The sequence below is a fragment of the Janthinobacterium sp. GW821-FHT03C10 genome, from assembly GCF_059420865.1.
In genome coordinates, this window is the sequence record NZ_JBWKUN010000005.1 from 147,333 (window position 1) to 173,852 (window position 26,520).

Here is a 26,520-nt window from a genome sequence, read left to right on the forward strand (position 1 = left end):
TGTATTACCAGAATTAATCCATAAGAATCCCCTTTACAATCGAATCATCTTAACGTCCGACTTTCTGTATTTTTTTGCACCAAAAAAGAGCAAGAATTACGTCAGTTTTCGTCCCCTTTTTCCTTGTAAAGAGCACTTATGCACCCTGCAGGCCCCTCGGCTTTTACCCCGATTCCTTTTGCTGCGTTCCAGGCAGAAATCCTGCCCGAAGCGACACCCCAACGCGCCGCCATCACTGCCGCCTATAGGCGCGACGAGGTTTCCGCCGTGCAGTGGCTGTTGCAACAAGTCCGCCCCAGCAGCACCGAAACGACGGCCGAAGGACAAGCGCTGGCGCACCGCCTGGTCTCGAACGTGCGCCAAAAACGCACACGCGCGTCCGGCGTCGATGCACTGATGCACGAGTTCTCGCTATCGTCGGAAGAGGGTGTTGCATTGATGTGTCTGGCAGAAGCGCTGTTGCGTATACCCGACAGTCAAACGGCCGACCGTTTGATCGCCGACAAAATCAGCAAGGGCGACTGGCGCAAGCATCTGGGCGAATCGCCGTCGCTGTTCGTCAACGCGGCCACCTGGGGTTTGCTGATTACGGGCAAACTGGTCAGTACCAGCAGCGAATCGGGCCTCGGTTCGGCCATGACCAAGCTCATCGCCAAAGGCGGCGAACCGCTGATCCGCAAGGGCGTCGACCTGGCCATGCGCATGCTGGGCAACCAGTTCGTGACGGGCCAGACCATCGAGGAAGCGCTGAAGAACAGCCGCGAGAATGAGACGCGCGGCTACCGTTACTCGTACGACATGCTGGGCGAGGCGGCCCTGACGCAAGCCGACGCGGCCAACTATTACGCCTCGTACGAAACGGCGATCCATGCCATCGGCAAGGCATCGAACGGGCGCGGCATCCGCAACGGCCCCGGCATTTCCGTGAAACTGTCGGCCCTGCACGCGCGCTACAGCCGCGCCCAGCGCGCCCGCGTCATGGAAGAATTACTGCCAAAGGTCAAAGCACTGCTGTTGCTGGCAAAACAGTACAACATCGGCTTCAACATCGATGCGGAAGAGACGGACCGCCTGGAATTGTCGCTGGATCTGATGGAAGCACTGGCGTTCGATGCGGACCTGGCCGGCTTCGACGGCATCGGCTACGTGGTGCAGGCGTATCAGAAGCGCTGCCCCTTCGCCATCGATTTCCTGATCGACCTGGCGCGCCGCAGCGGCCGCAAGTTCATGGTGCGCCTGGTCAAGGGCGCGTACTGGGATGCTGAAGTCAAGCGCGCGCAAGTCGACGGCCAGGAAGGCTATCCCGTCTACACGCGCAAGGTCTACACGGACGTGTCCTACCTCGTCTGCGCGCAAAAACTGCTGGCTGCCAGCAGCCTGATCTACCCGCAGTTTGCCACGCACAACGCGCAAACCCTGTCGACCATCTATACCTGGGCGAAGCGCGACGGCATTACCGACTACGAATTCCAGTGCCTGCACGGCATGGGCGAAACCCTGTACGACCAGGTCGTCGGCCCAGACAACCTCGATAAACCGTGCCGCATCTACGCGCCCGTCGGCTCGCATGAAACCCTGCTGGCCTACCTGGTGCGCCGCCTGCTGGAAAACGGCGCCAATTCGTCCTTCGTCAACCAGATCGTCGACGAAAGCGTGGCCATCGATAGCCTGATCCGCGATCCGCTGGAACAGGCACGCCTGCAGGGTGGCTTGCCGCACCCGTCGATTCCGCTGCCGCTGGACATGTTCGGCAGCGAGCGCAGGAACTCGGCCGGCCTGGACCTGTCGAATGAAGACACCTTGCGCACCCTGGCCACCGGCCTGGCGCAGCAGCAGACATGGCAGGCGGCGCCGCTGATCGATGGCGCCGTCAGCCTGAATACGCCGATGCAAGTCATCCACAATCCGGCCCAGCACGACGATGTCGTGGGCAAGGTCATGGAAGCCGGCCCGGCCGATGTGGAAACGGCGCTGGCCAGCGCCAGCGCGTATGCCATGGATTGGCAAACGACGGAACCGTCGGTCCGCGCGCAAGCGTTGCTGCGCGCCGCCGACCTGTTCGAGGAACACCACATCGAGCTGATGGCCCTGGCCGTGCGCGAAGCGGGCAAGTCGCTGCCGAACGCGATCGCGGAAATCCGCGAAGCCGTCGACTTCCTGCGCTACTACGCGGCACAGGTGGAACACGCGCCAAACACCCTGGCGCTCGGTCCCGTCACCTGCATCAGCCCGTGGAATTTCCCGCTGGCCATCTTTACTGGCCAGCTGGCCGCCGCCCTGGCCGCCGGCAACGTGGTGCTGGCCAAGCCGGCCGAGCAAACGCCGCTGATCGCCCACCGCGCCGTGCAATTGCTGCATGCGGCCGGCGTGCCGCGCGGCGCACTGCAATTCCTTCCCGGCAGCGGCGAGGTCGTTGGCGCCGGCCTGTGCAATGACGCGCGCGTCAAAGGCGTGATTTTCACGGGCTCGACGGAAGTGGCGCAGTTGATCAACCGCAACCTGGCCGCGCGCGCCGTGGCCGAAGGCATCGACATTCCCCTGATCGCCGAAACGGGCGGCCAGAACGCCCTGATCGTCGATTCGTCGGCCCTGCCGGAACAGGTGGTGCAGGACGTGATGTCGTCCGCTTTCGACAGTGCCGGCCAGCGCTGCTCGGCCTTGCGCGTGCTGTTCCTGCAAACGGAAATCGCCGACAAGACCATCCATATGCTGAAAGGCGCCATGCAGGAATTGCGCGTTGGCAATCCAGACCGCCTGGCCACCGATATCGGTCCCGTCATCGATGCGGAAGCGCAAGGTAACTTGCTGGCGCACATCAACAAGATGAAAACCATGGCCATCGACCACTATTCGCTCGATTTGCCGACCGTCAAAGGCACGTTCGTCGCCCCGACCGTACTGGAAATCAAGTCGCTGGCGCAATTGACGCACGAAGTCTTCGGCCCCGTGCTGCACGTGATCCGCTACAAGCGGGCCGAACTGCCGCAACTGGTGCAATCGATCAATGACAGCGGTTACGGCTTGACCCTGGGCATTCATACGCGCATCGATGAAACCATCGCGTTCATCACCCAGCGCGCGCACGTGGGCAATATTTATGTCAACCGCAACATCGTCGGCGCCGTCGTCGGCGTGCAGCCGTTCGGCGGCGAAGGCAAATCGGGCACCGGTCCGAAGGCGGGCGGCCCCCTGTACCTGAAACGCCTGCAGCGCAATGCGCCGGCCGGCGTGCAGCACCAGCGCCAGGCGCCGCCGGCGCTCGATGCGCTGACCGTGTGGGCGAAGATGCACGGCCACGACAAGGTGCAGCAACTGGCGCAGGAATACGCACGCACCACCTTGCTGGGCAGCACCACCGTCTTGCCTGGCCCGACGGGCGAGCGCAATACCCTGAGCTTTGCCGCACGGGGCACGATCCTGTGCGCAGCAGCCACCTCCGGCACCTTGATGAACCAGCTGGCGGCCGTCCTGGCCACAGGCAACCAGGCCCTGGTGCTGGCGCAAGCGCCGGATCTGATCCCGGGCGACTTGCCGGCGGCGCTGAAGGACCGCATCCAGATCGTCAGCAGCCTGGAGTCGGTCAAGCAGGATTTCCAGATCGCCATGATCGAGCCTAGCCTCGATGGCCAGCTCAAACCGCTGCTGGCGGCACGGGAAGGGGCCCTGGTGGGCACCATCGCCACCACGCAGGACGGTGCCATCCCCCTGTGGCGCCTGGTCGCTGAGCGGGCGCTGTGCGTGAATACGACGGCAGCGGGTGGTAACGCGAGTTTAATGATGCTCAGCGTCTAATATTTAGGCAGGTCATCAACGCAAAAAGGGCAGAACCAGTGGTTCTGCCCTTTTTTTATGCACGCTAGCTGAAAAATCAGCCAGCCAGGCGCTGGCATAGCTGCTGAATCACCGCAAACGCATACGGCGAGGCGACGCTCTGCACGAAACGCATGAAGTCGACGGCCGCCTCTTCGTTGGCGTTGTCGGAAATGGTGCGCATGACCGTAAACGGCACACCGAGTTCAAAACACACTTGTGCCACGGCGGCGCCTTCCATTTCGACGGCCAGCAGATCCGGGATATCCGCTTTCAGCTGGTTGATATGCGCGGCGCTGCCGATGAATTGGTCGCCGCTGGCGATCAGGCCCCGATGCACTTGCGCGTGCTGCAAGCCGAATTGCACGATATCGGCCGCCTTGAGCACGCTGGAAACATCGTCGCGCAGGAAATCTTCCGCGGCGCCAGCCAGTTGCGTGCTCAGTTCCAGATCCGTGGCGAAGCGCTGCAAGCCCGTCAGCGGCACTTCGAAGCGGGGAAACAAAGGACGGGCATCCATATCGTGCTGCAGCAGCGCTTCCGCCACCACGATATCGCCCACTTTGACGTGTTTATCCCCACTGCCGGCCACGCCGGTGAAGACGATGTGGGTAACTCCGTACTTTTCCACAAGGATAGAAGCTGTCATGGCAGCGGCAACCTTGCCCAGACGCGACAGAACGCACACAGCGTCGATATTCCACAGGGTTCCCAGGGTGTAGTCGCGCATGCCGTGCGAACGCCTCTGGGGGCCTTGCATGGCTTCTACCAGCCCCTGCTGTTCTTCGTGCAAGGCACTGATGATGCCTAATCGCATTTTTTTGTGTGAATTCATGCTGTTTTTACAGGTTTTTTGCATTGCAAAACGGTTTATAGGGTGAAAACAGCCGTTTCGGCGACTTTTCCACCGTGCGCGTTTGTCTCTGTGTTTTAAATAAAGATGTATACATAAAAATAGTAGTGATAGTAAACGGCCATTTTTTTGTGGATAAGTCGGTATACCATCGAAAAATCATCGACTTAGCACACAAAAAAGTAGGCGCACAAGCATTGTATCTACGGAGGACTTGTTTGGGATAAAAATTGGCTTGTGGACAAAGATCGACTTTTCCCACATCTCATCCTGTGGATATGCAGGCACTTATCCACACCAGCAAGCAAAAATCGCCGTTTTTCTTGCTGCAGTGACATGTTTGACGGGATTTGCGTGCACGGATCCCTGTCTGGCAATCCAAGCTGAGTGATCAGGAACGCGCTTCTTTCACGAACATCGGCATCCAGGTGATTCCTGAAGACGGTTTGGCAGTGGGTCGTGCTGTCGCCGTTGTCTTTTTTTTGGGCGTTTTTTGCATGCTTTTTGGAAATATCCCCGCACTTCCGCTTTTTTTGTCGGTTTACAATAGATTTATATATAAAAATAGTAGTAATAGTAAACGCGTTTTTTTCTGTGGATAAGTCGCTTTTTTTCAACAGGATCAATCGTTTACGCGCAAAATAAAGCGTGCATAATCGCTGTATCACGCGAGGAGCAAAATTGTATAAAATGCGGGCCTGCGCATAACTTCGTGTTTACTCACAAGTCATCCTGTGGATATCAAGTGACTTATCCACAATCGTCTCAAATTATCCCTCTTTTCGACATCGCACCGTTTCTTGCCGCGTACCTGGCCAGGTCGGTTGACGCTTCCATTTTGCAAAACGGTTTGGCAGTGCTGCTTGCATGACGCTGGCCGTGCCGGTTTTCGTCGCTCAGTTGTTGACTGGATTTTTTTGCGTACAGAAGCCGCTTGCGGTTTTTTTTTGCAGGAGAAGGCTGCAGGGCTTTCCTTCGTAGCAAGGGCAGGCAAAGCGCGCGTTGTCGGGTTTACCTTAACAAGATCGTATACAAGAATAGTAATAGTAGTTAACGGCGACAACTTCTGTGGATAAGTCCTGATTTATCCTTGTAAACAATCGCTTGGCGTACGGATAAACGCTGAGTAAGCGTTGTATCTGCCTGGGATGGTTTTGGGATAAAAAAAACTCGTCCAAAAAAATTTTCGTTTACTCACATATCGTACCTGTGGATATCCATATGGTTATCCACAGCTGGCAGACCCTGTTTGGAACGGGTTTTTAGCTGTCAGACGAGCTCGTTTACGCGGTGATCACGCAGGTCATGCGATTAATGTCGCCCTGGCCCGGCACTGGTGGTAATCTCAATGTGGCTCAGCAGCCATGCATGCATGAAGAAAGACAGACTCTGGTAACGGGACGCGGTGGGGAGACACGCCGCGCGACAGCTTGATGGCATACCGAAAGGAGCTTCATTGGAATCGGCAGGCGAATACGACTACATCATCGTGGGCGGCGGCACGGCAGGTTGCGTGCTGGCCAACCGGCTCACGCGCGACAAGGATGCCAACGTTTTGCTCGTGGAAGCGGGCGGCAAGGATGATTACGTGTGGATCCACATCCCCGTCGGCTATCTGCATTGCATCGGCAATCCCCGCACGGACTGGTTGTATACCACGCAGGCGGATGCGGGCCTGGGCGGGCGCAGCCTGATCTATCCACGCGGCAAAGTCCTGGGCGGCAGCTCGTCCATCAACGGCATGATCTACATGCGGGGCCAGGCCGGCGATTACGATCACTGGGCCGACCTGACGGACGACGCTTCCTGGCGCTGGGACAAGGTCTTGCCGCTGTTTAAGCAAAGCGAGGATTATTACGGCGGCGCCTCGGAAAACCATGGCGTGGGCGGCGAATGGCGCGTGGAAAAACAGCGCCTGTCGTGGGATATCCTGAACGCGTTCCGCGACGCGGCGCAGCAGGTGGGCATCCCGAAAACCAGCGATTTCAATGGCGGCGACAACAGCGGCAGCGCGTATTTCGACGTCAATCAGCGCCGCGGCATCCGCTGGAATACCTCGAAAGCGTTCTTGAAACCGGCTGCGCGCCGCCCGAACCTGACGATCATGACGGGCTGCCACGTGGAACGTCTGCTGCTGGAAACGACGGAAACGGGACCCCGTTGCACGGGCATCGTGTTTACGGGCGGCGGCACGCAGTGGCAGGCGACGGCGAAACGGGAAACCTTGCTGACGGCGGGTGCCATCGGTTCGCCCCAATTGCTGCAACTGTCCGGCATCGGCCCGGCCGCCTTGCTGCGCGAACACGGCATCACGCCCGTGCTGGACTCGCCTGGCGTGGGCGGCAATTTGCAAGACCATTTGCAGCTGCGCATGGTTTTCAAGGTGCAGGGCGTCAAGACCTTGAATGTGATGGCCAGCAATATCGTTGGAAAAATGCAGATCGGCTTGCAATATGCGCTGTTCCAGAGCGGGCCCATGTCGATGGCGCCGTCGCAGCTGGGGGCGTTCGCCAAGTCCGATCCGCAGCAAGCCACGCCGAACCTGCAATACCACGTGCAGCCGCTGTCGCTCGACAAATTCGGCGAACCCTTGCACGCCTTTCCCGCGTTTACGGCCAGCGTCTGCAATCTGCGCCCCACCTCGCGCGGGCATGTGCACATCGCGTCGGCCGACAGCTATGCGGCGCCGAAGATCGTGCCTAATTACCTGAGTACCGAGCAGGACCGCGCCGTGGCGGCCGACGCCTTGCGCCTGACGCGGGCCATCGCCGCCGCGCCGGCCCTGAAAAAATTTGCGCCGCAGGAATACAAGCCTGGCGTGCAATTCCAGAGCCAGGAAGAGCTGGCGCAGGCGGCCAGCCAGATCGGCACCACCATCTTTCATCCCGTAGGCACCTGCCGCATGGGCGTGACAGGCGATGCCGCGAGCGTGGTCGACAGTTCCTTGCGCGTGATCGGCGTGGCTGGTTTACGCGTCGTCGATGCCTCGATCATGCCGTACATTACTTCTGGTAACACGAACTCGCCCACCGTGATGATCGCGGAAAAAGCGGCGCAAATGATACATGCAGCCTGGAAATGACCGCGTAAAAGCGCGGGTTTGCGCCATTCGGGATGGCGAAAAATCCCCGTAGTTATACTGTATTGTGCGTTAAATTTAAGTTGTGTATTATAAAAATGACTAAGTAGTACAAAAAGTACAACTAGGAGACACGATGTCAAACGTAATCTTGGAAACAAGAAATTTGACCAAGGAATTCAAGGGGTTCACCGCTGTGAGCGAGGTGAACCTGAAGGTAGAGCGGGGCCATATCCACGCCTTGATCGGTCCTAACGGCGCCGGCAAGACCACGTGTTTCAACTTGCTCACCAAATTCCTGGTCCCCACATCCGGACAGATCCTGTTCAATGGGAAAGATATCACGGCCGCCAAACCGGCCCAGATCGCGCGCATGGGCGTGATCCGTTCCTTCCAGATTTCCGCCGTCTTCCCGCATTTGTCCGTGCTGCAGAATGTACGCATCGGCTTGCAGCGCCAGCTCGGTACCTCGTTCCACTTCTGGCAAAGCGAACGTGCCTTGAACCAGCTCAACGACCGAGCCATGGCCTTGCTAGCCGAAGTCGACCTGACGGAGTTTGCCGACACCATCACGGTCGATATGCCCTACGGGCGCAAGCGGGCGCTGGAGATCGCCACGACCCTGGCGATGGAGCCGGAAATGATGCTGCTCGATGAACCGACGCAAGGCATGGGCCACGAAGACGTGCACCGCGTCACCGAGCTGATCAAGAAAGTGTCGGCCGGCCGCACGATTTTGATGGTGGAACACAATATGAGCGTGGTGTCTGGCATCTGCGACAAGATTTCCGTCCTGCAGCGCGGTGCCATGCTGGCCGAGGGCAGTTACGCGGAAGTGTCGCGCAATCCGCAGGTGATGGAAGCGTACATGGGCACCACCCACGCCGAACTGGAAGGGGCGCATTGATGGCGACACAAGTGAATGGCGGCGCACCCGCGCTGGAAATTACGCAACTGCACACTTGGTATGGCGAATCGCACATCCTGCACGACGTCAATCTGAAAGTGGAGCAGGGCGAAGTGGTGACTTTGCTGGGCCGCAACGGCGCCGGCCGCACGACCACCTTGCGCGCCATCATGGGACTGACGGGCGCGCGCACGGGCTCCATCAAAGTCAATGGCAGCGAAGCGATAGGTTTGGCCACGCACAAAATCGCCCACCTGGGTATCGGTTACTGTCCTGAAGAGCGCGGTATTTTCTCGTCGCTGTCGACCGAGGAAAACCTGTTGCTGCCGCCGACCCTGGCCAGCGGAGAGAAGGGCATGTCGGTGGAGGAAATCTACGCCATGTTCCCGAATTTGCAGGAACGCCGTCACAGCCAGGGCACGCGCCTGTCGGGCGGGGAACAGCAGATGCTGGCCGTGGCCCGCATCCTGCGCACGGGCGCGCGATTGCTGCTGCTCGATGAAATTTCCGAAGGCCTGGCGCCCGTCATCGTGCAGGGGCTGGCGCGCATGATCACCACCCTGAAGGCGAAGGGGTACACCATCGTCATGGTGGAACAGAATTTCCGGTTTGCCGCGCCGCTGGCGGACCGGTTTTATGTGATGGAGCACGGTCAGATCGTCGAGACTTTTGCTGCATCCGAACTGGAAGCCAAGATGCCGGTATTGACCGAGCTGCTTGGCGTGTAATGCCCATGTAGTTCCGTATCGTCGTCGAGCAATCGTTTAAATAGCAAACAATAATCCCAACGGAGACACTATGAAACGTAACGCTATCGCCATTGCCACCGCCACTATTTGCGCCCTGGGCTTTTCCGCTGCCGCGCACGCCCAGGTATCGGGCGACACCATCAAGATCGGTTTTATTTCCGACATGTCGGGCGTGTATTCCGACGTCGACGGCCTCGGCGGCGCGGAAGCCATCAAGATGGCGATCGCCGATGCCGGCGTGGTACTGGCCGGCAAGAAGGTGGAGTTTATTTCCGCCGACCATCAAAACAAGGCCGACATCGCCGCCTCGAAGGCGCGCGAATGGTTCGACCAGCAAGGCGTCGACATGCTGATCGGCGGCACCAATTCCGGCGCCAGCCTGGCCATGGCCAAGGTCGCGGCGGAAAAGAAGAAAATTTTTATTGCCATCGGCGCCGGCTCCTCGCGTCTGACGAATGAAGAGTGCACGCCGTACACCGTGCATTACGCCTATGACACGGTGGCGCTGGCGCGCGGCACGGGCGGCACCATCGTCAAACAGGGCGGCAAGAACTGGTATTTCATGACGGCCGACTATGCGTTTGGCCATTCGCTGGAAAAAGACACGGCCGAGGTCGTCAAGGCGGCCGGCGGCAAGGTGCTGGGCAGCGTCAAGCATCCGCTGGGCGCGTCCGATTTCTCGTCCTTCCTGCTGCAGGCGCAAGCGGCCAAACCGCAAATCCTCGGCCTGGCCAATGCGGGCGGCGACGCCATCAACAGCATCAAGGCGGCCAATGAGTTCGGCCTGACCAAATCGATGAAACTGGCCGGCTTGCTGATCTTCATCAATGACATCCACTCGCTGGGCTTGAACCTGACGCAAGGCATGTACCTGACCGATGGCTGGTACTGGGACTTGAATGCGGAAACGCGCGCCTGGTCGAAACGCTATTTCGCCAAGATGAAGAAGGAACCGTCGATGCTGCAGGCGGCCGATTATTCGGCCGCGGCGAACTACCTGAAAGCCGTCAAGGCGATCGGCACGGATGATACCGAGAAGGTCATGGCGTATCTGAAAAAGACCAAGATCAACGACATGTTCACCCAGAATGGCGAAGTGCGTCCCGATGGCCGCATGGTGCACGATATGTACCTGATGGAAGTCAAGAAACCGTCCGAGTCGAAATACCCATGGGATTACTACAAGGTGGTGGCCACCGTACCCGGTGCGCAAGCGTATGTGACCAAGGCTGAATCGAAGTGTTCGCTGTGGAAGTAACGCTGTAGCCACATCCGCGGAGCGCCCGCCGCCGCGCGGGCGCTCCGTCCTGCATGCGCTTCGCTCGCAGGGTTCGCCTTGCGCCGCCGTACCCGTTTGCGGTGGCGCGTTTCCCTTGATACCACACCGTCTTGCGGCGGTGCTTTTTATACTGTGATGCCATGGAAATTTTCGGCGTTCCATTACAAGCGATGATGAGCCAGCTGCTGCTGGGTCTCGTCAACGGCTCGTTCTATGCCATGTTGTCCCTCGGTCTGGCCGTCATCTTCGGCTTGCTTAACGTTATTAACTTCTCGCATGGCGCCATGTACATGATGGGCGCCTTCCTGGCCTGGATGGGCCTCAGCTATTTCGACATCAGTTACTGGGTCATGCTGGTCGTCGCCCCGATTCTCGTCGGCCTGGTCGGCATCCTGATCGAGAAAACCATGCTGCGCTGGCTGTACAAACTCGACCACCTGTATGGCTTGCTGCTGACGTTCGGCATCACCCTGATCATGGAAGGCGTGTTCCGCTCCTTCTATGGCGTCTCGGGCCAGCCGTATGCCGTGCCCGAAGCGCTGGCCGGCGCGACGGACCTCGGTTTCATGATCTTGCCGAACTACCGCGCTTGGGTGGTGATCGCCTCGCTCTCCGTGTGCCTGGCCACCTGGTTCGTCATCGAGAAAACCAAATTAGGGGCCTACCTGCGGGCCGGCACGGAAAACCCGAAACTGGTGGAAGCGTTCGGCATTAACGTGCCGCTGATGGTGACGCTGACGTTCGGCTTCGGCGTGGCGCTGGCCGGGTTCGCCGGCGTGCTGGCGGCGCCGATCATCCAGGTCTCGCCGCTGATGGGCTCGAACCTGATCATCGTCGTGTTTGCCGTGGTGGTGATCGGCGGCATGGGTTCCATCATGGGCTCCATCCTGACGGGCCTCGGCCTGGGCGTGATCGAGGGCCTGACCCGCGTGTTCTACCCGGAAGGCTCGGCCACCGTGGTGTTCGTGGTGATGGTCATCGTGCTGCTGCTGCGTCCCGCCGGCCTGTTCGGCAAAGAAAAGTAATCCTCATCAGTCATGTATTGGAGCTACCACGATGAATAAGAATGTAGGCTACGCCATTGCCCTGCTGCTGGCGTTGGCGGCCCCGTTTTACGGCTATCCCGTCTTCCTGATGAAGTTGCTGTGCTTTGCCCTGTTTGCCTGCGCGTTCAACTTGCTGATCGGCTATACGGGCTTGCTGTCGTTCGGCCACGCGGCCTTCTTCGGCGGCGCCGGCTATGTCACCGGCTACGCGCTGCGCACCTGGGGCTGGCCGACGGAACTGGGCTTGCTGGCCGGCGTCGCCACGGGTGCCTTGCTGGGGCTGGTGATCGGCGGCCTGGCGATCCGCCGCCAGGGCATCTACTTTACGATGATCACCCTGGCGCTGGCGCAGATGGTGTACTTCCTGGCCTTGCGCCTGCCCTTCACGGGCGGCGAGGACGGCTTGCAGGGTGTTCCACGTGGAACCTTGCTGGGCACGATAGACCTGGGCAATGACACGGTGTTGTACTACGTCGTGCTGGCCATTTTTGTCGCCGGCTTCGCCCTGATCGTACGCACCATCCACTCGCCTTTCGGTCAGGTCCTCAAGGCGATCAAGGAAAACGAGCCGCGCGCCATCTCGCTCGGTTACGACGTCAACAAGTACAAGCTGATGGCCATCGTCCTGTCTGCTTCGCTCGCCGCCCTGGCCGGCGCCACCAAGACCCTGGTGCTGGGCTTTGAAACCCTGACCGACGTGTACTGGGGCATGTCGGGCCTGGTCGTGCTGATGACCTTGGTGGGCGGCATGGGCACCTTGTCCGGCCCCATCCTCGGCGCCGTGCTGATCATCGCGCTGGAAAACAAGCTGGGCGATGTTGGCACCTACCTGGCCACGCACACGGGCATCGAGTGGTTCGGCACCCTGGGCGAATCGGTGGGCATGGTCACGGGCGTGATCTTCGTCATCTGCGTGCTGCTGTTCCGGCGCGGCATCGTCGGCGAAGCCATCGCGCGTTTCGGCGGCAGGGCGGCAAAAGCCGCTGTCTGATTTTCAAGCAACGCCGGACGGATCGTCCGGCGTTTTTCATTGTGCGTCCACTGTTACTTCAACGGAGAGAACCACCATGCAAATGACGATCACGCGCGCGGGCACTGTTGGCACGAGCCTGTGCACCCTGCTGGCGTTGGCAGCCTGCGGCAGCAACCATGCGCCGGAAGAACTGAACCAGATGCCCAGCTACCTGGGCACCATCACGCGCGCCGACTACGACGGCAAGACGAACGATCTGCTGACGGCAGGGCTGGGCAAGACGGGGCTGGCGGGCGCCACGCCCGCGTATGCGAATGCTGAACAGCCGACGCCGCTCGAGCTGCGCCGCAATGCGATCTACGCCAATTACCGCGCCGTGCTCGACATCGCCGCCAACAGCGGCTACGGCACCCTGTACGGACCGAACGTGGATGCGGCCGGCAACGTGGGCAGCGGCGAGGGCCTGGTGGCGGGCAGCGAATACCTCGCCTATGCCGACGATGGCACGGGCAAGAAGAATGTCACCCTGATGGTGCAGGTGCCGGCCAGCTTCGACCCGGACCATGCCTGCATCGTCACGGGCACGTCCAGCGGTTCGCGCGGCATCTACGGCGCCATCGGCAGCTCGGGCGAATGGGGTTTGAAGAAGGGCTGCGCCGTGGCGTATGCGGACAAGGGTTCCGGCACGGGCTTGTATGTGTTCGAGGACGACAGCGTCAATCTGCAGAACGGCTTGCGCGTGGGAAGAGTCGCCGCCGGCAAGAACGCGCTCTTCGCGCCGGACCTGGGCGATGCCGACCGGCTGGCCTGGGCTGGCGCCTACCCGAACCGCGTCGCCTTCAAGCATGCGCACTCGCAGCAGAATCCGGAGAAGGACTGGGGCAAGGTCACCTTGCAGGCGGTCGAGATGGCGTATTACGTGTTGAACGAGCGCTACGGCGTGCTGGCCCGCGACGGCAGTTCGCGCATCGTGCGGCTGACGCCGAAGAACACGATCACGATCGCTTCGAGCATTTCCAACGGCGCCGGCTCGGCCCTGCTGGCGGCGGAACAGGATACGAAAGGCTTGATCAGCGGCGTGGCGGCCAGCGAGCCGCAAATCCAGCCGGCGGCGTCGAGCGCCTACAGCGTGCGCCAGGGCGGGGTGGTGGTCGCCAATCCGGGCCGCGCGCTGTTCGACTACGCCACCTATGCGGCCCTGTATCAGCCGTGCATCGCTTCCGTGGCCGGCAATGCGGGACGCTGCACGGCGCTCGTGGCGAAGGGCTTACTAAACGGCGCCGACCTGGCGGCGCAGCAGGCGGACGCGAAGCAGCGCTTGCGCGCGTATGGCTGGCTGGTCGATTCCGATCCGCTGCAGGCTTCGCACGCGGGCACGAACATCCTCGTGGCCGTCACGTATGCGTATGCCTACGGAAAATTCTCCGTGACCGATAAAGTGTGCGGTTTCACGTTTGCGCAGACGGATGGCAGCGGCAATCCGATCGCGTTCACATCGGCGCAAAAGGCGGTCAGCTTTGCCGCGCAAAACGGCATCCCTGGTAATGTCGTGTACGAGAACAGCGTGGGCGGCGCCAAGGTCTACACGGCCGGCGTGTCGCCATCGACCAGCCTGGCGGACCAGTCGCTCGATGGCTTCCTGTGCCTGCGCAGCCTGGCGACGGGGCGCGACGCCGTCAGCGGCGCCAACTTGCAGGGCACCCTGGCCGGGCAGAGCGTGCGCGTGCGGGCGGGCATGGCCGAGGTAGCGGCCAGCGGCAAATTGCAGGGCAAGCCGGCCCTCATCGTGCACGGGCGCAGCGATACCTTGATTCCCGTCAACCACGCTGCGCGCGCCTACCTGGGCCTGAACGCCGCCGTGGAAGGGGCAAATAGCCGGCTGCGCTATATCGAGGTGACCAATGCCAACCACTTCGATTCCTTCAGCAGCGCCTTGCCGACCCTGATCGTGCCGCTGCACGTGTACCTGAACCGGGCGCTCGACGCCATGTATGCGCACTTGAATGCCAAGCAAGCCTTGCCGCCATCGCAGGTGGTGCGCACGGTGACGCGTGCCGATGCGTCGACCTTGATCACGAACGTCAACGTGCCGGCGATTGCGGCAACGCCGGCGCCCGCTAATGCCATCAGCGTGACGGGGACGCAGGTCGATATTCCCAACTAGGCGGTAATGCCTGTGGAACCTAAGGCCACGTTTCACGTGGCCTTTTTTATTGGCTATGTCACCGTCAGATGTGGGAATGCTCCCAGTGTTGCCTTCAATAATGTTTCCGGCGAACGGATACGCCCGGCGTCGAGTATCCAGCGCCAGCCCAGGTAATTTGGCAGGTAGCGCGTCGCCACCCCGTGAAAGGGGCGTAGCCATTCCCGCAGGCGGCTGTGATAGGCATTGACGTGCTGCACATGCACGGCGCCCTGCACCCGGATGCCTGCGCGCAAATTGACGGCCTGGTGGCTGATCCCCGCCTCCTTTGCAAAAGCCCGGTAGGCGGCATGGCCATCGGTGAGCAACAGGATATCCTTGTCGATCATGGGCAACAAATAATGGCGCACCTGCGCCTGCGTCAGCGCTCCTTTTCCCGTGACGAAATCGAGTGTCTGCCCCGTGCGGTCGCGCGCCACCAGGATGCAGACCTGCTCATCGGAAATGCCACGTTGGCGGGCATGACCGCCCCGGCGGCGCGCCGGACGGGTCAGATGCCGCGCTCCCTTTTCCGATTCGAGCACATACAGTTCGTCCGCTTCGGCAATGCCATGCAGGCAATGCGGTCGGTCCGTTTTTGCCAACGATAAAAACCGGTGGCGCCAGCGAAAGGTGGTGTTGCGGTGCACGCCCAGCTGTAACGCCGCTTTGCGCACGGAATCGGATGCCAGCAGGCAATCGGCGTAATCGAGCCACAGTGATTTATGGCGCAAGCGCGCCAGCGGCGTGCCGGTGAGCGCATTGAAGGTGCGGCCGCACGGCACGCAACGGTAGCGCTGCAGTCCGTGCGCATGGCCATGCCGGTGAGCATGATTGCTCTTGCAGGCAGGACAGTGCAATCGCTGCCGGGCCACGTTTTCGACGAGTACCGCGGCAGCGTCCTGCGGTGCGCTTCCTCGCAGCAGAGCGATACCCGCCAGGCGCTGGCGACGGTTCAGTGCGGCGAACTGGGCGATGAAGGTTTTCCATTGGCCGGTCTGCATGGAGGGCTCCCGTTTGTCTGCGATGTACAGTCAGACAGCAGGGATACAGGAAGATTCCCGGACTTCCCCTACTTAGCGGGGACAGAGCCTTTTTATTACTCCCAGGCCGTATCGGCGATCCGGCCCAGTCCCTGGAAGACCGGCATGGAAAACCAGTAGCCCTGCATCAGGGAAATGCCGCAGCTGGCCAGGAAGTCGCGTTCGGCGCGTGTCTCGATGCCTTCGGCCAGCACGCGGATACCGAGTTCACTGCACAGGCTGGCGATGGCCCGCACGATCGCCTGGCGCGGCGCCAGCGTATCGATGCCGCGCACCAGGTCCATGTCGATCTTGATGATGTCGGGCTGGTATTCGGCCAGCAGGTTCAAGCCCGCATGGCCGGCGCCGAAATCATCGATGGCCGTCTGGAAACCGAAGCGCCGGTAGGCGCGGAAGATATCGACCAGGTGGGGACGGTCTTGCACCCGTTCGCCTTCCGTCACTTCAAAGATGATCTTGTCGGTAGGGAAGCGGTGCAGCCTGGCCGCTTCCAGGGTGCTGCGGATGCACACTTCCGGGCGGTAGACGGCATTGGGCAGGAAGTTGATCGACAGGAAGCCCTGCATGCCCAGCCGGGCGGCGCCGGCCACGGCCTTGACGCGGCACGCCTGGTCGAAGCGGTAGCGGTTGGCGTCGTTGACTTGCGCCAGCACGCTGGCCGCGCTTTCGCCGTTGGGGCCGCGCACCAGCGCCTCGTGCGCATAGATGTTGCGCGTGGCCAGGTCGACGATGGGCTGATAGGCATACTCGAAGGCAAACGGCAGCGGCGCGCTGTCATGGCAGCCGGCACAGGCGCCGTAGGGAAAACTGGTGCTGTCGGGATGAAAGGGGATATCGGGAGGCGTCATGGCGGCAGTGTAGCAGGGCGGGTTGGCAGACTCCGTCTGCTGGTTCACAGTGCGGCCGCATAGATGGCGCGTGCATCGCCGCGCGTGAGGGGCCGCGGATTGTTGCCCAGCAGGCGCGTTTGCAGCATGGCTTCATCGGCCAGACGGTCCAGGTCGCTGAATGCGATGCCCACTTCGCGCAGGGTGCGCGCGATGCCCGTGGCCTGGGCAATGGCCTGCATGGCGTCGATCAGGGCCACGGCCCGCGCTTCGTCGCTGCCGACAATGCCGGGCTGCAGGATGGTGGCCAGTTGCGCATACAGCGGTGCTGCATGGGACAAATTAAAACGCAGCACGTGGGGCAGCACCAGCGCATTCGACAGGCCGTGTGGCACGTGGAACAGGCCGCCGATGGGATAGGCGAGCGCATGTACGGCGGCCACGGGCGCATTGGCAAACGCCTGGCCGGCCAGCATGGCGCCCAGCAGCATGGCTTGCCGCGCCGGCAAGTTGCTGCCATCGCGGCAGGCGGTGACGAGATTGGCGTACAGCAGCGACAGCGCCTGGGTGGCCAGCATGTCGGACAAGGGATTTTTCTGCAGGCGGCTGGTGTAGGCTTCGATCGCATGCACCATGGCGTCGATGCCGGTGGCGGCCGTCACGGCGGGCGGCAAGCCCAGGGTCAGGCTGGCGTCGAGGATGGCCAGGTCCGCATACAGCTGCGGCGCGACCACGCCCATCTTGCTGGTGGCACCCGTGGTGACGATGGCGATATGCGTCACCTCCGAACCCGTGCCGGCCGTCGTCGGCAATTGCACCAGGGGCAGGCGCTGGCCGTGCACATTGCCGATGCCATACAGCTGGGCCAGTTCCTGGCGGCCCGGTGCCAGCACGGCGATCAGCTTGGCCACGTCCAGCGAACTGCCGCCTCCGAGGCCGATTATCAGTTCCACGTGAAACATCTGGGCCTGGGCCACGCCGGCCAGCACGACGGCTTCGGGCGGATCGGCTTGCACGTCGGAAAAGACATGGACCTCGATGCCCGTTGCTTGCAAGCTGTGCAGAGAGGCATTGGCCAGGCCGGTGCGCAAAAAGCCCGCGTCGGTGACGAGCAGGGCGCGGCGCACGGCAGGGAAGTGGTGGGCGATGTGCACGCCCAGCTGGGCGGCGGCGCCCGGTTCCACGATGAGATGCGGCACGGTGCGGAATTGGAAGGCGGACATGCAAACTCCCGACAAAAGGACAGAAGCCCAGCTTACTCCGCTTTCCCACCCCGCGCATGTTTCACGTGGAACCAGAAGCCGGGCTTACTCCCACTCCAGCGCGCCGCGTTTCCATTCATAGGCCAGGCCGATGGTCAGCACGGCCAGAAACCCCATGACGGCCCAGAAGCCGGCAAGTCCCAGTGCGTTGACGTTGGCCGCCCAGGGCATCAGGAAGATCACCTCGATATCGAACAGGATGAAGAGGATGGCGACCAGGTAGAAGCGGATGTCGAACTTCATGCGCGCATCGCCGAACGCCTCGAAGCCGCATTCGTACTGGGACAGTTTTTGCGGATCGGGCTTGTGCGGACCGAGTACGCGTCCCAGCAGCATGGGCACGATGCCGACGAGGATGCCGATCAGAATGAACAGCAGCACGGGGAAATAGTTTTCGAGGAGCATGGGGATTCCTCTCAGTGACTCGATGACAGTTTCATCAGCACGATGCCGCACACGATGAGGACGGCGGCGCACACGCGCATGGCATTGACTTGTTCGCCCAGAAAGACGATGCCGACGACAAAGGCGCCGACGGCGCCGATGCCCGTCCAGATGGTGTAGGCCGTGCCCAAGGGCAGGGTGCGCATGGCCAGCGACAGCAAGCCGAAGCTGGCGATCATCATGACGATGGTAATCACGGAGGGGGTGAGTCTGGTGAAACCCGCGGAGAGTTTCATCGAGTATGCCCACACGACTTCAAGCATGCCGGCAATCATTAAAAGTATCCAGGCCATGGCGGCTCCTTATACAGAGCGGGCCGTCCCGGTGTGTTCCCATGATGGGGGAGGCCGTCCTCCTGGATGATCGTCGCGATGGTCACTGGCGTGACCACGGTAGTGGACGATGGGCAATTGTAGCAAACATTTCACCCTGCCGCAGCCCCATGCAGGCCCCTGTCCTGGCACTGCTGCGTGTTCCACGTGAAACAAAAATCGCCGTTGACTTGCCCTTGCTGAGTAAAAATTAAGCAAAAATTGGCCCGTGGAAGGTTGCGCTCGCAAAAAGACTCTATAATCGGAGCTCTCTTCCCGCATTTTTACTTGCACTGTTACCTATTTATCATGTTATTTCCTACAGAATTCGACGTCATCGTTGTCGGTGGTGGTCACGCCGGTACCGAGGCGGCCCTCGCTTCCGCCCGCATGGGGCAGAAGACGCTATTGCTCACGCATAATATTGAGACACTGGGCCAGATGTCGTGCAATCCCTCCATCGGCGGCATCGGCAAGGGCCACCTGGTCAAGGAGGTCGATGCCATGGGCGGCGCGATGGCGATTGCCACCGACGAGTCCGGCATCCAGTTCCGCATCCTGAATTCCTCGAAAGGCCCGGCAGTCCGCGCCACGCGCGCCCAGGCCGACCGTATTTTGTACAAGGCCGCCATCCGTACGCGCTTGGAAAACCAAACCAACCTGTGGCTGTTCCAGCAAGCGGTCGACGACCTGATCGTCGAAGGCGACCGGGTCGTCGGCGCCGTGACGCAGATCGGCCTGAAGTTTCTCGCGCGCGCCGTCGTGCTGACGGCCGGTACTTTCCTCGACGGCAAGATCCACGTGGGCCTGAATAACTACTCGGCCGGCCGCGCCGGCGACCCGCCCGCCATCTCCTTGTCCGCCCGCCTGAAAGAGTTGAAACTGCCGCAAGGCCGCCTGAAAACGGGCACGCCGCCGCGCATCGATGGCCGCACGATCGACTTTTCCGTGATGCAGGAACAGCCGGGCGACCTCGATCCCGTGCCCGTGTTTTCGGTGATGGGCAACACGGCCATGCACCCGCGCCAGGTGCCGTGCTGGGTCACGCACACGAATAGCCAGACGCACGACATCATCCGCGCCGGCCTGGACCGCAGCCCCATGTACACGGGCGTGATCGAAGGCGTGGGTCCGCGTTACTGCCCCTCGATCGAAGACAAGATCCACCGCTTCTCGGGCAAGGAATCGCACCAGATCTTCCTCGAGCCGGAAGGCTTGACGACGCACGAGTTCTATCCGAACGGCATCTCCACGAGCTTGCCGTTCGACGTGCAGATCGCCCTGGTGCAATCGATGAAGGGCATGGAAAACGCCCATATCCTGCGTCCCGGCTACGCCATCGAATACGATTATTTCGACCCGCGCGGCTTGAAGGCGTCGCTGGAAACGAAGGCCGTCGCGGGCCTGTTCTTCGCCGGCCAGATCAACGGCACCACGGGCTACGAGGAAGCGGCCGCGCAAGGCATGCTGGCGGGCCTGAATGCGGCCTTGCTGACGCAGGACAAGGAAGCCTGGGTACCGGGCCGCTCCGAGGCCTATCTGGGCGTGCTGGTCGACGATCTGATCACCCAGGGCGTGCAGGAGCCGTACCGCATGTTCACCAGCCGCGCCGAGTACCGTTTGAGCCTGCGCGAAGACAATGCCGACATGCGCCTGACGGAAATCGGCCGCGCCTTGGGCTGCGTGGGCGACGCCCAGTGGCAAGCGTTCGAGACCAAGCGCGAAGCGGTGGCGCGCGAGCTCGAGCGCCTGCGTTCCACGTGGGTCAATCCGCGCATCCTGGCGGCCGCCGAATCGGAACGCATCGTCGGCCAGGCCCTCGAGCGCGAATACTCGCTGGCGGACCTGCTGCGCCGCCCGAACGTCGCCTACGACACCCTGATGAGCATGACGGGCATCGAAGGCCAGGCCCTGGCCGGCCCCGGCGTGGAAGACCCCGCCGTGCGCGAGCAGGTGGAAATCCAGCTCAAATATGCGGGCTACATCGAGCGCCAGAGCAAGGAAATCGAGCGCCATGAACACTATGAAAACCTGGCCTTGCCGGAAGGTTTCAATTACCTGGATATCGGCGCGTTGTCGGTCGAAGTGCGGCAAAAACTGGACAAGCAGCGCCCTGAAACCCTGGGCCAGGCCTCGCGCATTTCCGGCGTGACGCCGGCGGCGATTTCGCTGCTGCTGGTACACCTGAAAAAGCGCGGCTTCGGCGCCGCGCAGACCACCACTTTAAAGGACGAGGTTGTTGAATGAAGCAGTTTGACCGGGCCGCATTGGCCCAGATTTTGGATGAAGGCGTCGCCGCGCTGGGGCTGGACCTGAGCGCGGATCAGACGGAAAAACTGCTCGATTACCTGGCCTTGCTGGCCAAATGGAACAGCGTGTACAACCTGACGTCGGTGCGCGATCCGATGCAGATGCTGACCCTGCACGTGCTCGATTCGCTGGCCGCCGTGCCGGCGTTCGCGGATGCAAAGAATGTGCTTGACGTGGGCGCCGGCGGCGGTTTGCCGGGCATGGTCCTGGCCATCGCGCGGCCCGACGTGAAGGTGTCGATGATCGACACCGTGCATAAAAAGACGGCTTTTCTGATGCAAGTGAAGGCGGAACTGGGGCTGGCCAACGTCACCGTGTACACGAAGCGGGTGGAACAGCTGGAAGTGGCGCAGAAATTCGACGTGATCACCTCGCGCGCCTTTGCCGACCTGTCCGATTTCGTCAACTGGTCGCACCACGTGCTGGCCGAGGGCGGGCAATTCATCGCCTTGAAAGGGGTGGCACCGCCAGACGAGCGCGAGCGACTGCCGGCAGACTGGAAAGTGACGGAATTACGGGCGATCCAGGTGCCAGGGCTAAATGCAGAGCGTCATCTGGTCTTTATGGCAAGAATTTAAAGGCCGCTGAATTAACGGTATAAATCATATAAACAGTTTATACGGTATAAATAATATAAACCGTATAAACGATTTATATCGTATAAATGAAATAAACAGTATAAATCGTTTCGGCCGGATGCCGGGGCGCACGATGAAGTTTGCATCTCTTTACAACTAGAAGATACATGGCCAAAATTTTTTGTGTAGCAAATCAAAAGGGTGGTGTTGGTAAAACCACAACAAGCGTCAACCTCTCCGCCGGTCTGGCCAAGTTGAACCAGCGCGTGCTGCTGGTCGACCTCGACCCGCAGGGCAATGCGACCATGGGCGCCGGCATCAACAAGGCCGGCCTGAAGGCGTCGACCTATGAGGTCATGCTGGGCGAGTCCGATGTCAAGACGGCACGCCAGCGTTCGGAAGCGGGGCGCTTCGATGTGCTGCCGTCGAACCGCGAGCTGGCCGGCGCCGAAGTGGAGATGGTCGAACTCGACAACCGCGAACGCCGCCTGAAGGATGCGCTGGCCGAAGTCGACAGTGAATATGACTTCATCCTGGTCGATTGCCCACCGGCATTGTCGATGCTGACCCTGAATGGCCTGTGCGCCGCGCATGGCGTGATCATCCCGATGCAGTGCGAGTACTACGCATTGGAAGGCTTGTCCGACCTGGTCAACACCATCAAGAAGGTGCATGCGAACCTGAACCCGGACTTGAAGATCATCGGTTTGCTGCGCGTGATGTTCGATCCGCGCATGACATTATCGCAACAAGTGTCGGCGCAGCTGGAACAGCACTTCGGCGACAAGGTCTTCAATACCATCATCCCGCGCAACGTGCGTCTGGCCGAGGCGCCGTCGTACGGCTTGCCCGGCGTGACCTTCGACCCCAGCTCGAAAGGTGCCCAGGCGTATATCGCCTTCGGCGCCGAGATGGTCGAACGCATCAAACATATGTAAACAAGGGGCGGGCGCCTGCACGGTTTGATGTGAGCGCTTACTCTGAAAACACGATTAGGACAGCATGGCTACGAAAAAATTAAAAGGACTGGGTCGCGGACTCGACGCCCTGTTGGGCGGCGGCGGCGGCGACTTCGCCAGTCCGGACACGCATCAACCGTCGAACTTGCCAGTGTCGCAAATGCAAGCCGGCAAGTACCAGCCGCGCACGCGCATGGACGAGGGGGCCTTGAATGAACTGGCCGCCTCGATCAAGGCGCAAGGACTGATGCAGCCGATCCTGGTGCGTCCCATCGGGCAAGACACCCTGAGCGGACTTGTCAAATATGAAATCATTGCGGGCGAGCGCCGTTTCCGCGCCTCGCAGCTGGCCGGCCTGACGGAAGTACCGGTGCTGGTGCGCGATGTGGACGACCTGGCCGCCGCGGCCATGGCGTTGATCGAAAACATCCAGCGCGAAGACCTCAATCCCCTGGAAGAAGCGCAGGGCATCCACCGCCTGATCGCCGACTTCAATTTTACGCATGAGCAAGCGGCCACTGCGCTGGGACGCTCGCGCAGCGCCGTGTCGAACCTGTTGCGTTTGATGAACCTGGCCGCACCCGTGCAGACCATGCTGATGGCCGGCGATATCGACATGGGCCATGCGCGCGCGCTGCTGGCCGTCGATGCGGCCAGCCAGATCACCCTGGCCAACCAGGTCGTGGCCAAGCGCCTGTCGGTGCGCGAAACGGAAAAGCTCGTCACCCGCACGGTCGAGGAAGCGGCCAACCCGGTCGAGCCGCGGCAAAAGGAAAAGTCCGGCGACATCGCGCGCCTGGAAGAAGAGCTGTCCGATGCGCTGGCCACGCCCGTGGTGTTCAAAATGGGCAACAAGGGCCGTGGCCAATTGGTGATTGATTTTGCCGATCTTGACGTACTGGATGGTTTGTTGACCCGCTTGCGTGGTTAAATAGCAAGCTGCAAAGACAGGGGCCATGTGGGTGTGGCCGATCCGGCCATGCTTTCCGGATGCACCACGTGATTCCTTGATAACACGGCTGGAAGCGGCCAGACAAGCGACTTTGCCATATAGTGGTGCAAATGGCGGCGAATAGTCGGTAAAGCGTCAGTTTCACGCAGCAATTGCCCTGCTGCGGTGCAGCAACGTTTGACTCTATAGATCAAAGCCAACTATAATCCCGTGTCTTTGCGTGTGTAGATTTTTCTGGGAACTTGGCAATTGAGTGATTCACAACAAAGTATTGCCAAGCCAGTCTACAAAGTAGTTGCATTGCAGCTAGCAATCGCTATCAGTTTTGCCACGGTTACCCTGTTTTTTGGTGGCAGTGTCAGAGGCTGGTCCGCCGCATACGGCGGCGCTATCGCAGTCATCGGTAGCCTGGTGTATGCCCTGTTGGTGGTTCGCGGTTCTAGCGACGCCAACAAGGCATTCCGGGCGCATTTGCGCGCAGAAGTGGTGAAAATATTTATCACAGCGGTGCTGTTTATATTGGCACTGGTGTTGTTTCAGTCGGCCGCCTGGTTATGGCTGATCTTGGGTTTCGCGGTGGCAACCTTAGCATACTGGTTTTCATTGCTCGCTGTTTAATCATTGGTTTTGGGGCCTGTTGAGCTCTGAAACGACAAATCTAAATTCATTATGACCACAGAACACGCTATTGAAGCGGGCCATGCTGCCCCGGCCAACGCCACAGAATACATCAGTCACCATCTGGCCCACCTGAGAAGTGCCGACGGCATGATCAATCTGGATACGTTCTGGATTTCGGCCATTCTGGGCTTTGTTTTCCTGGCTGTTTTCTATATGGCGTCGCGCCGCGCGACGGCTGGTGTCCCTGGCAAGTTGCAAAACTTCGTCGAAATGGTCATGGAAATCGTCAATGACACTATTAATGGGGCCTTCCACGCGAAAAGCAAGGTCATCGCGCCGCTGGCCATCACTATTTTTGTGTGGGTCTGGTTGTTGAACGCGATGGACTTCCTGCCGGTTGACCTGTTGCCGAAGATCCTGAGCTGGTTTGGCGTGCATAAACTGCGCGCCGTGCCGACCGCCGACGTCAACCACACCTTCGCCATGTCGCTGTCGGTGGTGCTGTGCGTGATCGCCTTCTCGATCAAGGCCAAGGGCCTGGGCGGCTGGATCAAGGAACTGTTCACGGCACCGTTCCATGCGAGCGGCCTGATCGGCACGATCGCCCTGGCACCTGTCAATTTCTTGCTGCAAATGGTTGAGCTGGTTGCAAAACTGATCTCCCTGTCGCTGCGACTGTTCGGCAATATGTATGCCGGCGAACTGATTTTCATCTTGATCGCGTTGTTGCCTTGGTGGGCACAGTGGGCGTTGGGTGGTCCATGGGCAATTTTCCATATCTTGATTGTAACTTTGCAAGCTTTTGTGTTTATGGCGTTGACGGTTGTGTATCTGAGCCTCGCGGTTGAGAAACATTAATCATTAACTTTATATTTTGTTTTTTTAGTATCTTTCGTTTTTAAATTTAGGAGAATTTTATGCAAGCTCTGATCGCACAAGTACAAAGCATGACCGTTCTGGCAGCAGCAATCATCATCGGCCTGGCCGCAATCGGCACCGCTCTGGGCTTCGCTATCTTGGGTGGCAAATTCCTGGAAGCTTCGGCACGTCAACCAGAACTGATGCCACAACTGCAAACCAAACTGTTCGTTATCGCTGGTCTGCTGGATGCTATCTCGATGATCGGCGTTGGTGTTGCTCTGCTGTACACGTTCGCTAACCCGTTCCTGTCCGCTCTGACGGCTGTTGCTCAGTAATTCGCTCCAACCCTAGGAGAAACTTTTAGTTAGGAGCAAAGGTATGGACATCAATATGTCGCTCATCGGCCAGATGATCACCTTCGCGGTGTTGGTCTGGTTCTCGATGAAGTTCGTATTTCCAGCGCTGAACAATGCGCTGGATGAGCGTGCCAAACGAATCGCGGATGGATTGGCTGCGGCCGATCAAGGTCAGGCTTCGATGGCTGTCGCTGAAAAGCGTGCGCAAGAGGCATTGAACAGTGCACGTGAAGAAGCGTCGCAACGCGTTGCGGACGCTGAAAAGCGCGCGCAGCTGGTTGCTGAAGAGATCAAGCAAAATGCACAAGCTGAAGCTGCGCGTATCATTGCGCAAGCCCAGTCGGACGCCGAACAGCAACTGTCGAAAGCACGCGAACAATTGCGCGCTCAGGTGGCTGACCTGGCTGTCAAGGGTGCCGAGCAGATCTTGAAGCGTGAAGTCAACGCTACGGCTCACGCCGAAATGTTGCAGCGTCTTGCTGTCGAGCTGTAATCATGGCAGAACTCGCAACCGTCGCCCGTCCCTACGCGGAAGCTTTGTTCCGCGTAGCCCAAGCTGGTAAGGAGTCAAGCAACCTCGCGGCGTGGTCCGAACTGGTGTCCGAACTGGCACAGATCGGTAGCCACCCCGAGGTACAGGCGTACGCGCGCAATCCGAAAGTCTCGGAAAGCGACGTCGCCGCCACCATCCTGTCGTTGTTGAAATCGCCGCTCAATGAGGAAGTGAAAAACTTCGTCACCATGTTGATCGAAAATGGCCGCATCAGCCTGCTGCCGGAAATCGGCGCGCAATTCCATACGTTGAAAAACAGTGTGGAAGGTGCGGCTGACGCCGAGATCACGAGCGCTTTCGATCTGAGCGAAGGCCAAACGGCCGAGCTGGTCGCAACGCTGGAAAAGAAATTCAGTCGTAAGCTCAACCCTGCCGTCACAGTGGATCCATCGCTGCTCGGCGGCGTGCGCGTGGTTGTTGGCGACCAAGTGCTCGATACCTCGGTGCGCGCCAAGCTGCAGCAACTGCACGCTGCACTGGTGTCGTAAGACACGCGCTTCGGCAGGCCAGCTTAGACAGACCCTTACCCCTCGCGCAAGCTGAGAGAAACACTTTTAGGAGTTAG

The 26,520-nt window shown here is 60.2% G+C and carries 23 protein-coding genes; 17 read left to right on the forward strand and 6 right to left on the reverse strand.

Annotated features, from left to right (window positions below; genetic code table 11):
* Positions 1 to 138: 138 nt before the first annotated feature.
* The gene (putA, locus tag AC07VH_RS17730) at positions 139 to 3,792 is read left to right on the forward strand and encodes a trifunctional transcriptional regulator/proline dehydrogenase/L-glutamate gamma-semialdehyde dehydrogenase (RefSeq protein ID WP_494787610.1); all 3,654 of its coding nucleotides are present in this window, start codon (positions 139 to 141) and stop codon (positions 3,790 to 3,792) included.
* 76 nt (positions 3,793 to 3,868) lie between these two features.
* Here the strand turns inward: putA and AC07VH_RS17735 are convergent, their stop codons facing one another.
* A complete protein-coding gene (locus AC07VH_RS17735) occupies positions 3,869 to 4,645 on the reverse strand; it encodes a 5'-methylthioadenosine/adenosylhomocysteine nucleosidase (protein ID WP_494787609.1) in 777 nt (258 codons plus the stop codon).
* Positions 4,646 to 6,119: 1,474 nt separating this feature from the next.
* On the opposite strand from AC07VH_RS17735, the gene AC07VH_RS17740 reads away from it, so the two are divergent.
* The 7 genes from AC07VH_RS17740 (at position 6,120) to AC07VH_RS17770 (ending at position 14,860) form a co-directional block, all read left to right on the forward strand.
* Positions 6,120 to 7,745: a GMC family oxidoreductase gene (locus tag AC07VH_RS17740; protein WP_494787608.1), complete on the forward strand. Its 1,626-nt coding sequence runs from the start codon at positions 6,120 to 6,122 to the stop codon at positions 7,743 to 7,745.
* 133 nt (positions 7,746 to 7,878) lie between these two features.
* On the forward strand, positions 7,879 to 8,649 hold the full coding sequence (locus AC07VH_RS17745) for an ABC transporter ATP-binding protein (RefSeq protein WP_035823437.1): 771 nt from the start codon (positions 7,879 to 7,881) through the stop codon (positions 8,647 to 8,649).
* On the forward strand, positions 8,649 to 9,377 hold the full coding sequence (locus AC07VH_RS17750) for an ABC transporter ATP-binding protein (protein ID WP_070218917.1): 729 nt from the start codon (positions 8,649 to 8,651) through the stop codon (positions 9,375 to 9,377). The genes AC07VH_RS17745 and AC07VH_RS17750 overlap by 1 nt, the downstream gene beginning before the upstream one ends.
* A 70-nt stretch (positions 9,378 to 9,447) precedes the next feature.
* On the forward strand, positions 9,448 to 10,656 hold the full coding sequence (locus AC07VH_RS17755) for an ABC transporter substrate-binding protein (RefSeq protein ID WP_494787607.1): 1,209 nt from the start codon (positions 9,448 to 9,450) through the stop codon (positions 10,654 to 10,656).
* Positions 10,657 to 10,817: 161 nt separating this feature from the next.
* Complete coding sequence (locus tag AC07VH_RS17760) at positions 10,818 to 11,702, forward strand: branched-chain amino acid ABC transporter permease (protein WP_475415787.1); 885 nt, start codon at positions 10,818 to 10,820, stop codon at positions 11,700 to 11,702.
* Between the two features lie 31 nt (positions 11,703 to 11,733).
* On the forward strand, positions 11,734 to 12,714 hold the full coding sequence (locus AC07VH_RS17765; protein WP_230540106.1) for a branched-chain amino acid ABC transporter permease: 981 nt from the start codon (positions 11,734 to 11,736) through the stop codon (positions 12,712 to 12,714).
* A gap of 82 nt (positions 12,715 to 12,796) precedes the next feature.
* Positions 12,797 to 14,860: a 3-hydroxybutyrate oligomer hydrolase family protein gene (locus AC07VH_RS17770; RefSeq protein WP_494787682.1), complete on the forward strand. Its 2,064-nt coding sequence runs from the start codon at positions 12,797 to 12,799 to the stop codon at positions 14,858 to 14,860.
* A gap of 53 nt (positions 14,861 to 14,913) precedes the next feature.
* On the opposite strand, the gene AC07VH_RS17775 is transcribed toward AC07VH_RS17770, so the two are convergent.
* From AC07VH_RS17775 to sugE, 5 genes are all read right to left on the reverse strand, one after another.
* On the reverse strand, positions 14,914 to 15,882 hold the full coding sequence (locus AC07VH_RS17775; RefSeq protein ID WP_494804030.1) for an IS1595 family transposase: 969 nt from the start codon (positions 15,880 to 15,882) through the stop codon (positions 14,914 to 14,916).
* Between the two features lie 95 nt (positions 15,883 to 15,977).
* The gene (locus tag AC07VH_RS17780) at positions 15,978 to 16,769 is read right to left on the reverse strand and encodes an EAL domain-containing protein (protein WP_494787605.1); all 792 of its coding nucleotides are present in this window, start codon (positions 16,767 to 16,769) and stop codon (positions 15,978 to 15,980) included.
* 44 nt (positions 16,770 to 16,813) lie between these two features.
* Positions 16,814 to 17,971, reverse strand: coding sequence for an iron-containing alcohol dehydrogenase (locus AC07VH_RS17785; RefSeq protein ID WP_494787604.1), 1,158 nt, complete (start codon positions 17,969 to 17,971; stop codon positions 16,814 to 16,816).
* 84 nt (positions 17,972 to 18,055) lie between these two features.
* On the reverse strand, positions 18,056 to 18,415 hold the full coding sequence (locus AC07VH_RS17790; protein ID WP_494787603.1) for an NADH-quinone oxidoreductase subunit A: 360 nt from the start codon (positions 18,413 to 18,415) through the stop codon (positions 18,056 to 18,058).
* 11 nt (positions 18,416 to 18,426) lie between these two features.
* A complete protein-coding gene (sugE, locus tag AC07VH_RS17795; RefSeq protein WP_494787602.1) occupies positions 18,427 to 18,747 on the reverse strand; it encodes a quaternary ammonium compound efflux SMR transporter SugE in 321 nt (106 codons plus the stop codon).
* 327 nt (positions 18,748 to 19,074) lie between these two features.
* On the opposite strand from sugE, the gene mnmG reads away from it, so the two are divergent.
* From mnmG to AC07VH_RS17840, 9 genes are all read left to right on the forward strand, one after another.
* The gene (gene mnmG, locus AC07VH_RS17800) at positions 19,075 to 21,012 is read left to right on the forward strand and encodes a tRNA uridine-5-carboxymethylaminomethyl(34) synthesis enzyme MnmG (RefSeq protein ID WP_475415781.1); all 1,938 of its coding nucleotides are present in this window, start codon (positions 19,075 to 19,077) and stop codon (positions 21,010 to 21,012) included.
* Positions 21,009 to 21,653 carry a 16S rRNA (guanine(527)-N(7))-methyltransferase RsmG gene (gene rsmG, locus AC07VH_RS17805; RefSeq protein ID WP_494787601.1) on the forward strand — a complete coding sequence of 215 codons (645 nt, stop codon included), beginning with the start codon at positions 21,009 to 21,011 and terminating at the stop codon, positions 21,651 to 21,653. Before mnmG ends, rsmG begins: the two co-directional genes overlap by 4 nt.
* A gap of 167 nt (positions 21,654 to 21,820) precedes the next feature.
* A complete protein-coding gene (locus tag AC07VH_RS17810) occupies positions 21,821 to 22,591 on the forward strand; it encodes a ParA family protein (RefSeq protein WP_046681849.1) in 771 nt (256 codons plus the stop codon).
* Between the two features lie 64 nt (positions 22,592 to 22,655).
* Positions 22,656 to 23,543, forward strand: coding sequence for a ParB/RepB/Spo0J family partition protein (locus tag AC07VH_RS17815; protein WP_475415779.1), 888 nt, complete (start codon positions 22,656 to 22,658; stop codon positions 23,541 to 23,543).
* A gap of 270 nt (positions 23,544 to 23,813) precedes the next feature.
* Positions 23,814 to 24,182 (forward strand): ATP synthase subunit I, encoded by a 369-nt coding sequence (locus AC07VH_RS17820; RefSeq protein ID WP_034752692.1) that lies wholly within the window; start codon positions 23,814 to 23,816, stop codon positions 24,180 to 24,182.
* Positions 24,183 to 24,233: 51 nt separating this feature from the next.
* Positions 24,234 to 25,043, forward strand: a complete 810-nt coding sequence (gene atpB, locus AC07VH_RS17825; RefSeq protein WP_046681851.1) for a F0F1 ATP synthase subunit A — start codon at positions 24,234 to 24,236, stop codon at positions 25,041 to 25,043.
* Between the two features lie 59 nt (positions 25,044 to 25,102).
* A complete protein-coding gene (gene atpE, locus AC07VH_RS17830; RefSeq protein ID WP_034752695.1) occupies positions 25,103 to 25,381 on the forward strand; it encodes a F0F1 ATP synthase subunit C in 279 nt (92 codons plus the stop codon).
* 43 nt (positions 25,382 to 25,424) lie between these two features.
* Complete coding sequence (locus AC07VH_RS17835; protein ID WP_034752697.1) at positions 25,425 to 25,895, forward strand: F0F1 ATP synthase subunit B; 471 nt, start codon at positions 25,425 to 25,427, stop codon at positions 25,893 to 25,895.
* A gap of 2 nt (positions 25,896 to 25,897) precedes the next feature.
* The gene (locus AC07VH_RS17840; protein WP_076564768.1) at positions 25,898 to 26,443 is read left to right on the forward strand and encodes a F0F1 ATP synthase subunit delta; all 546 of its coding nucleotides are present in this window, start codon (positions 25,898 to 25,900) and stop codon (positions 26,441 to 26,443) included.
* Positions 26,444 to 26,520: the final 77 nt, after the last annotated feature.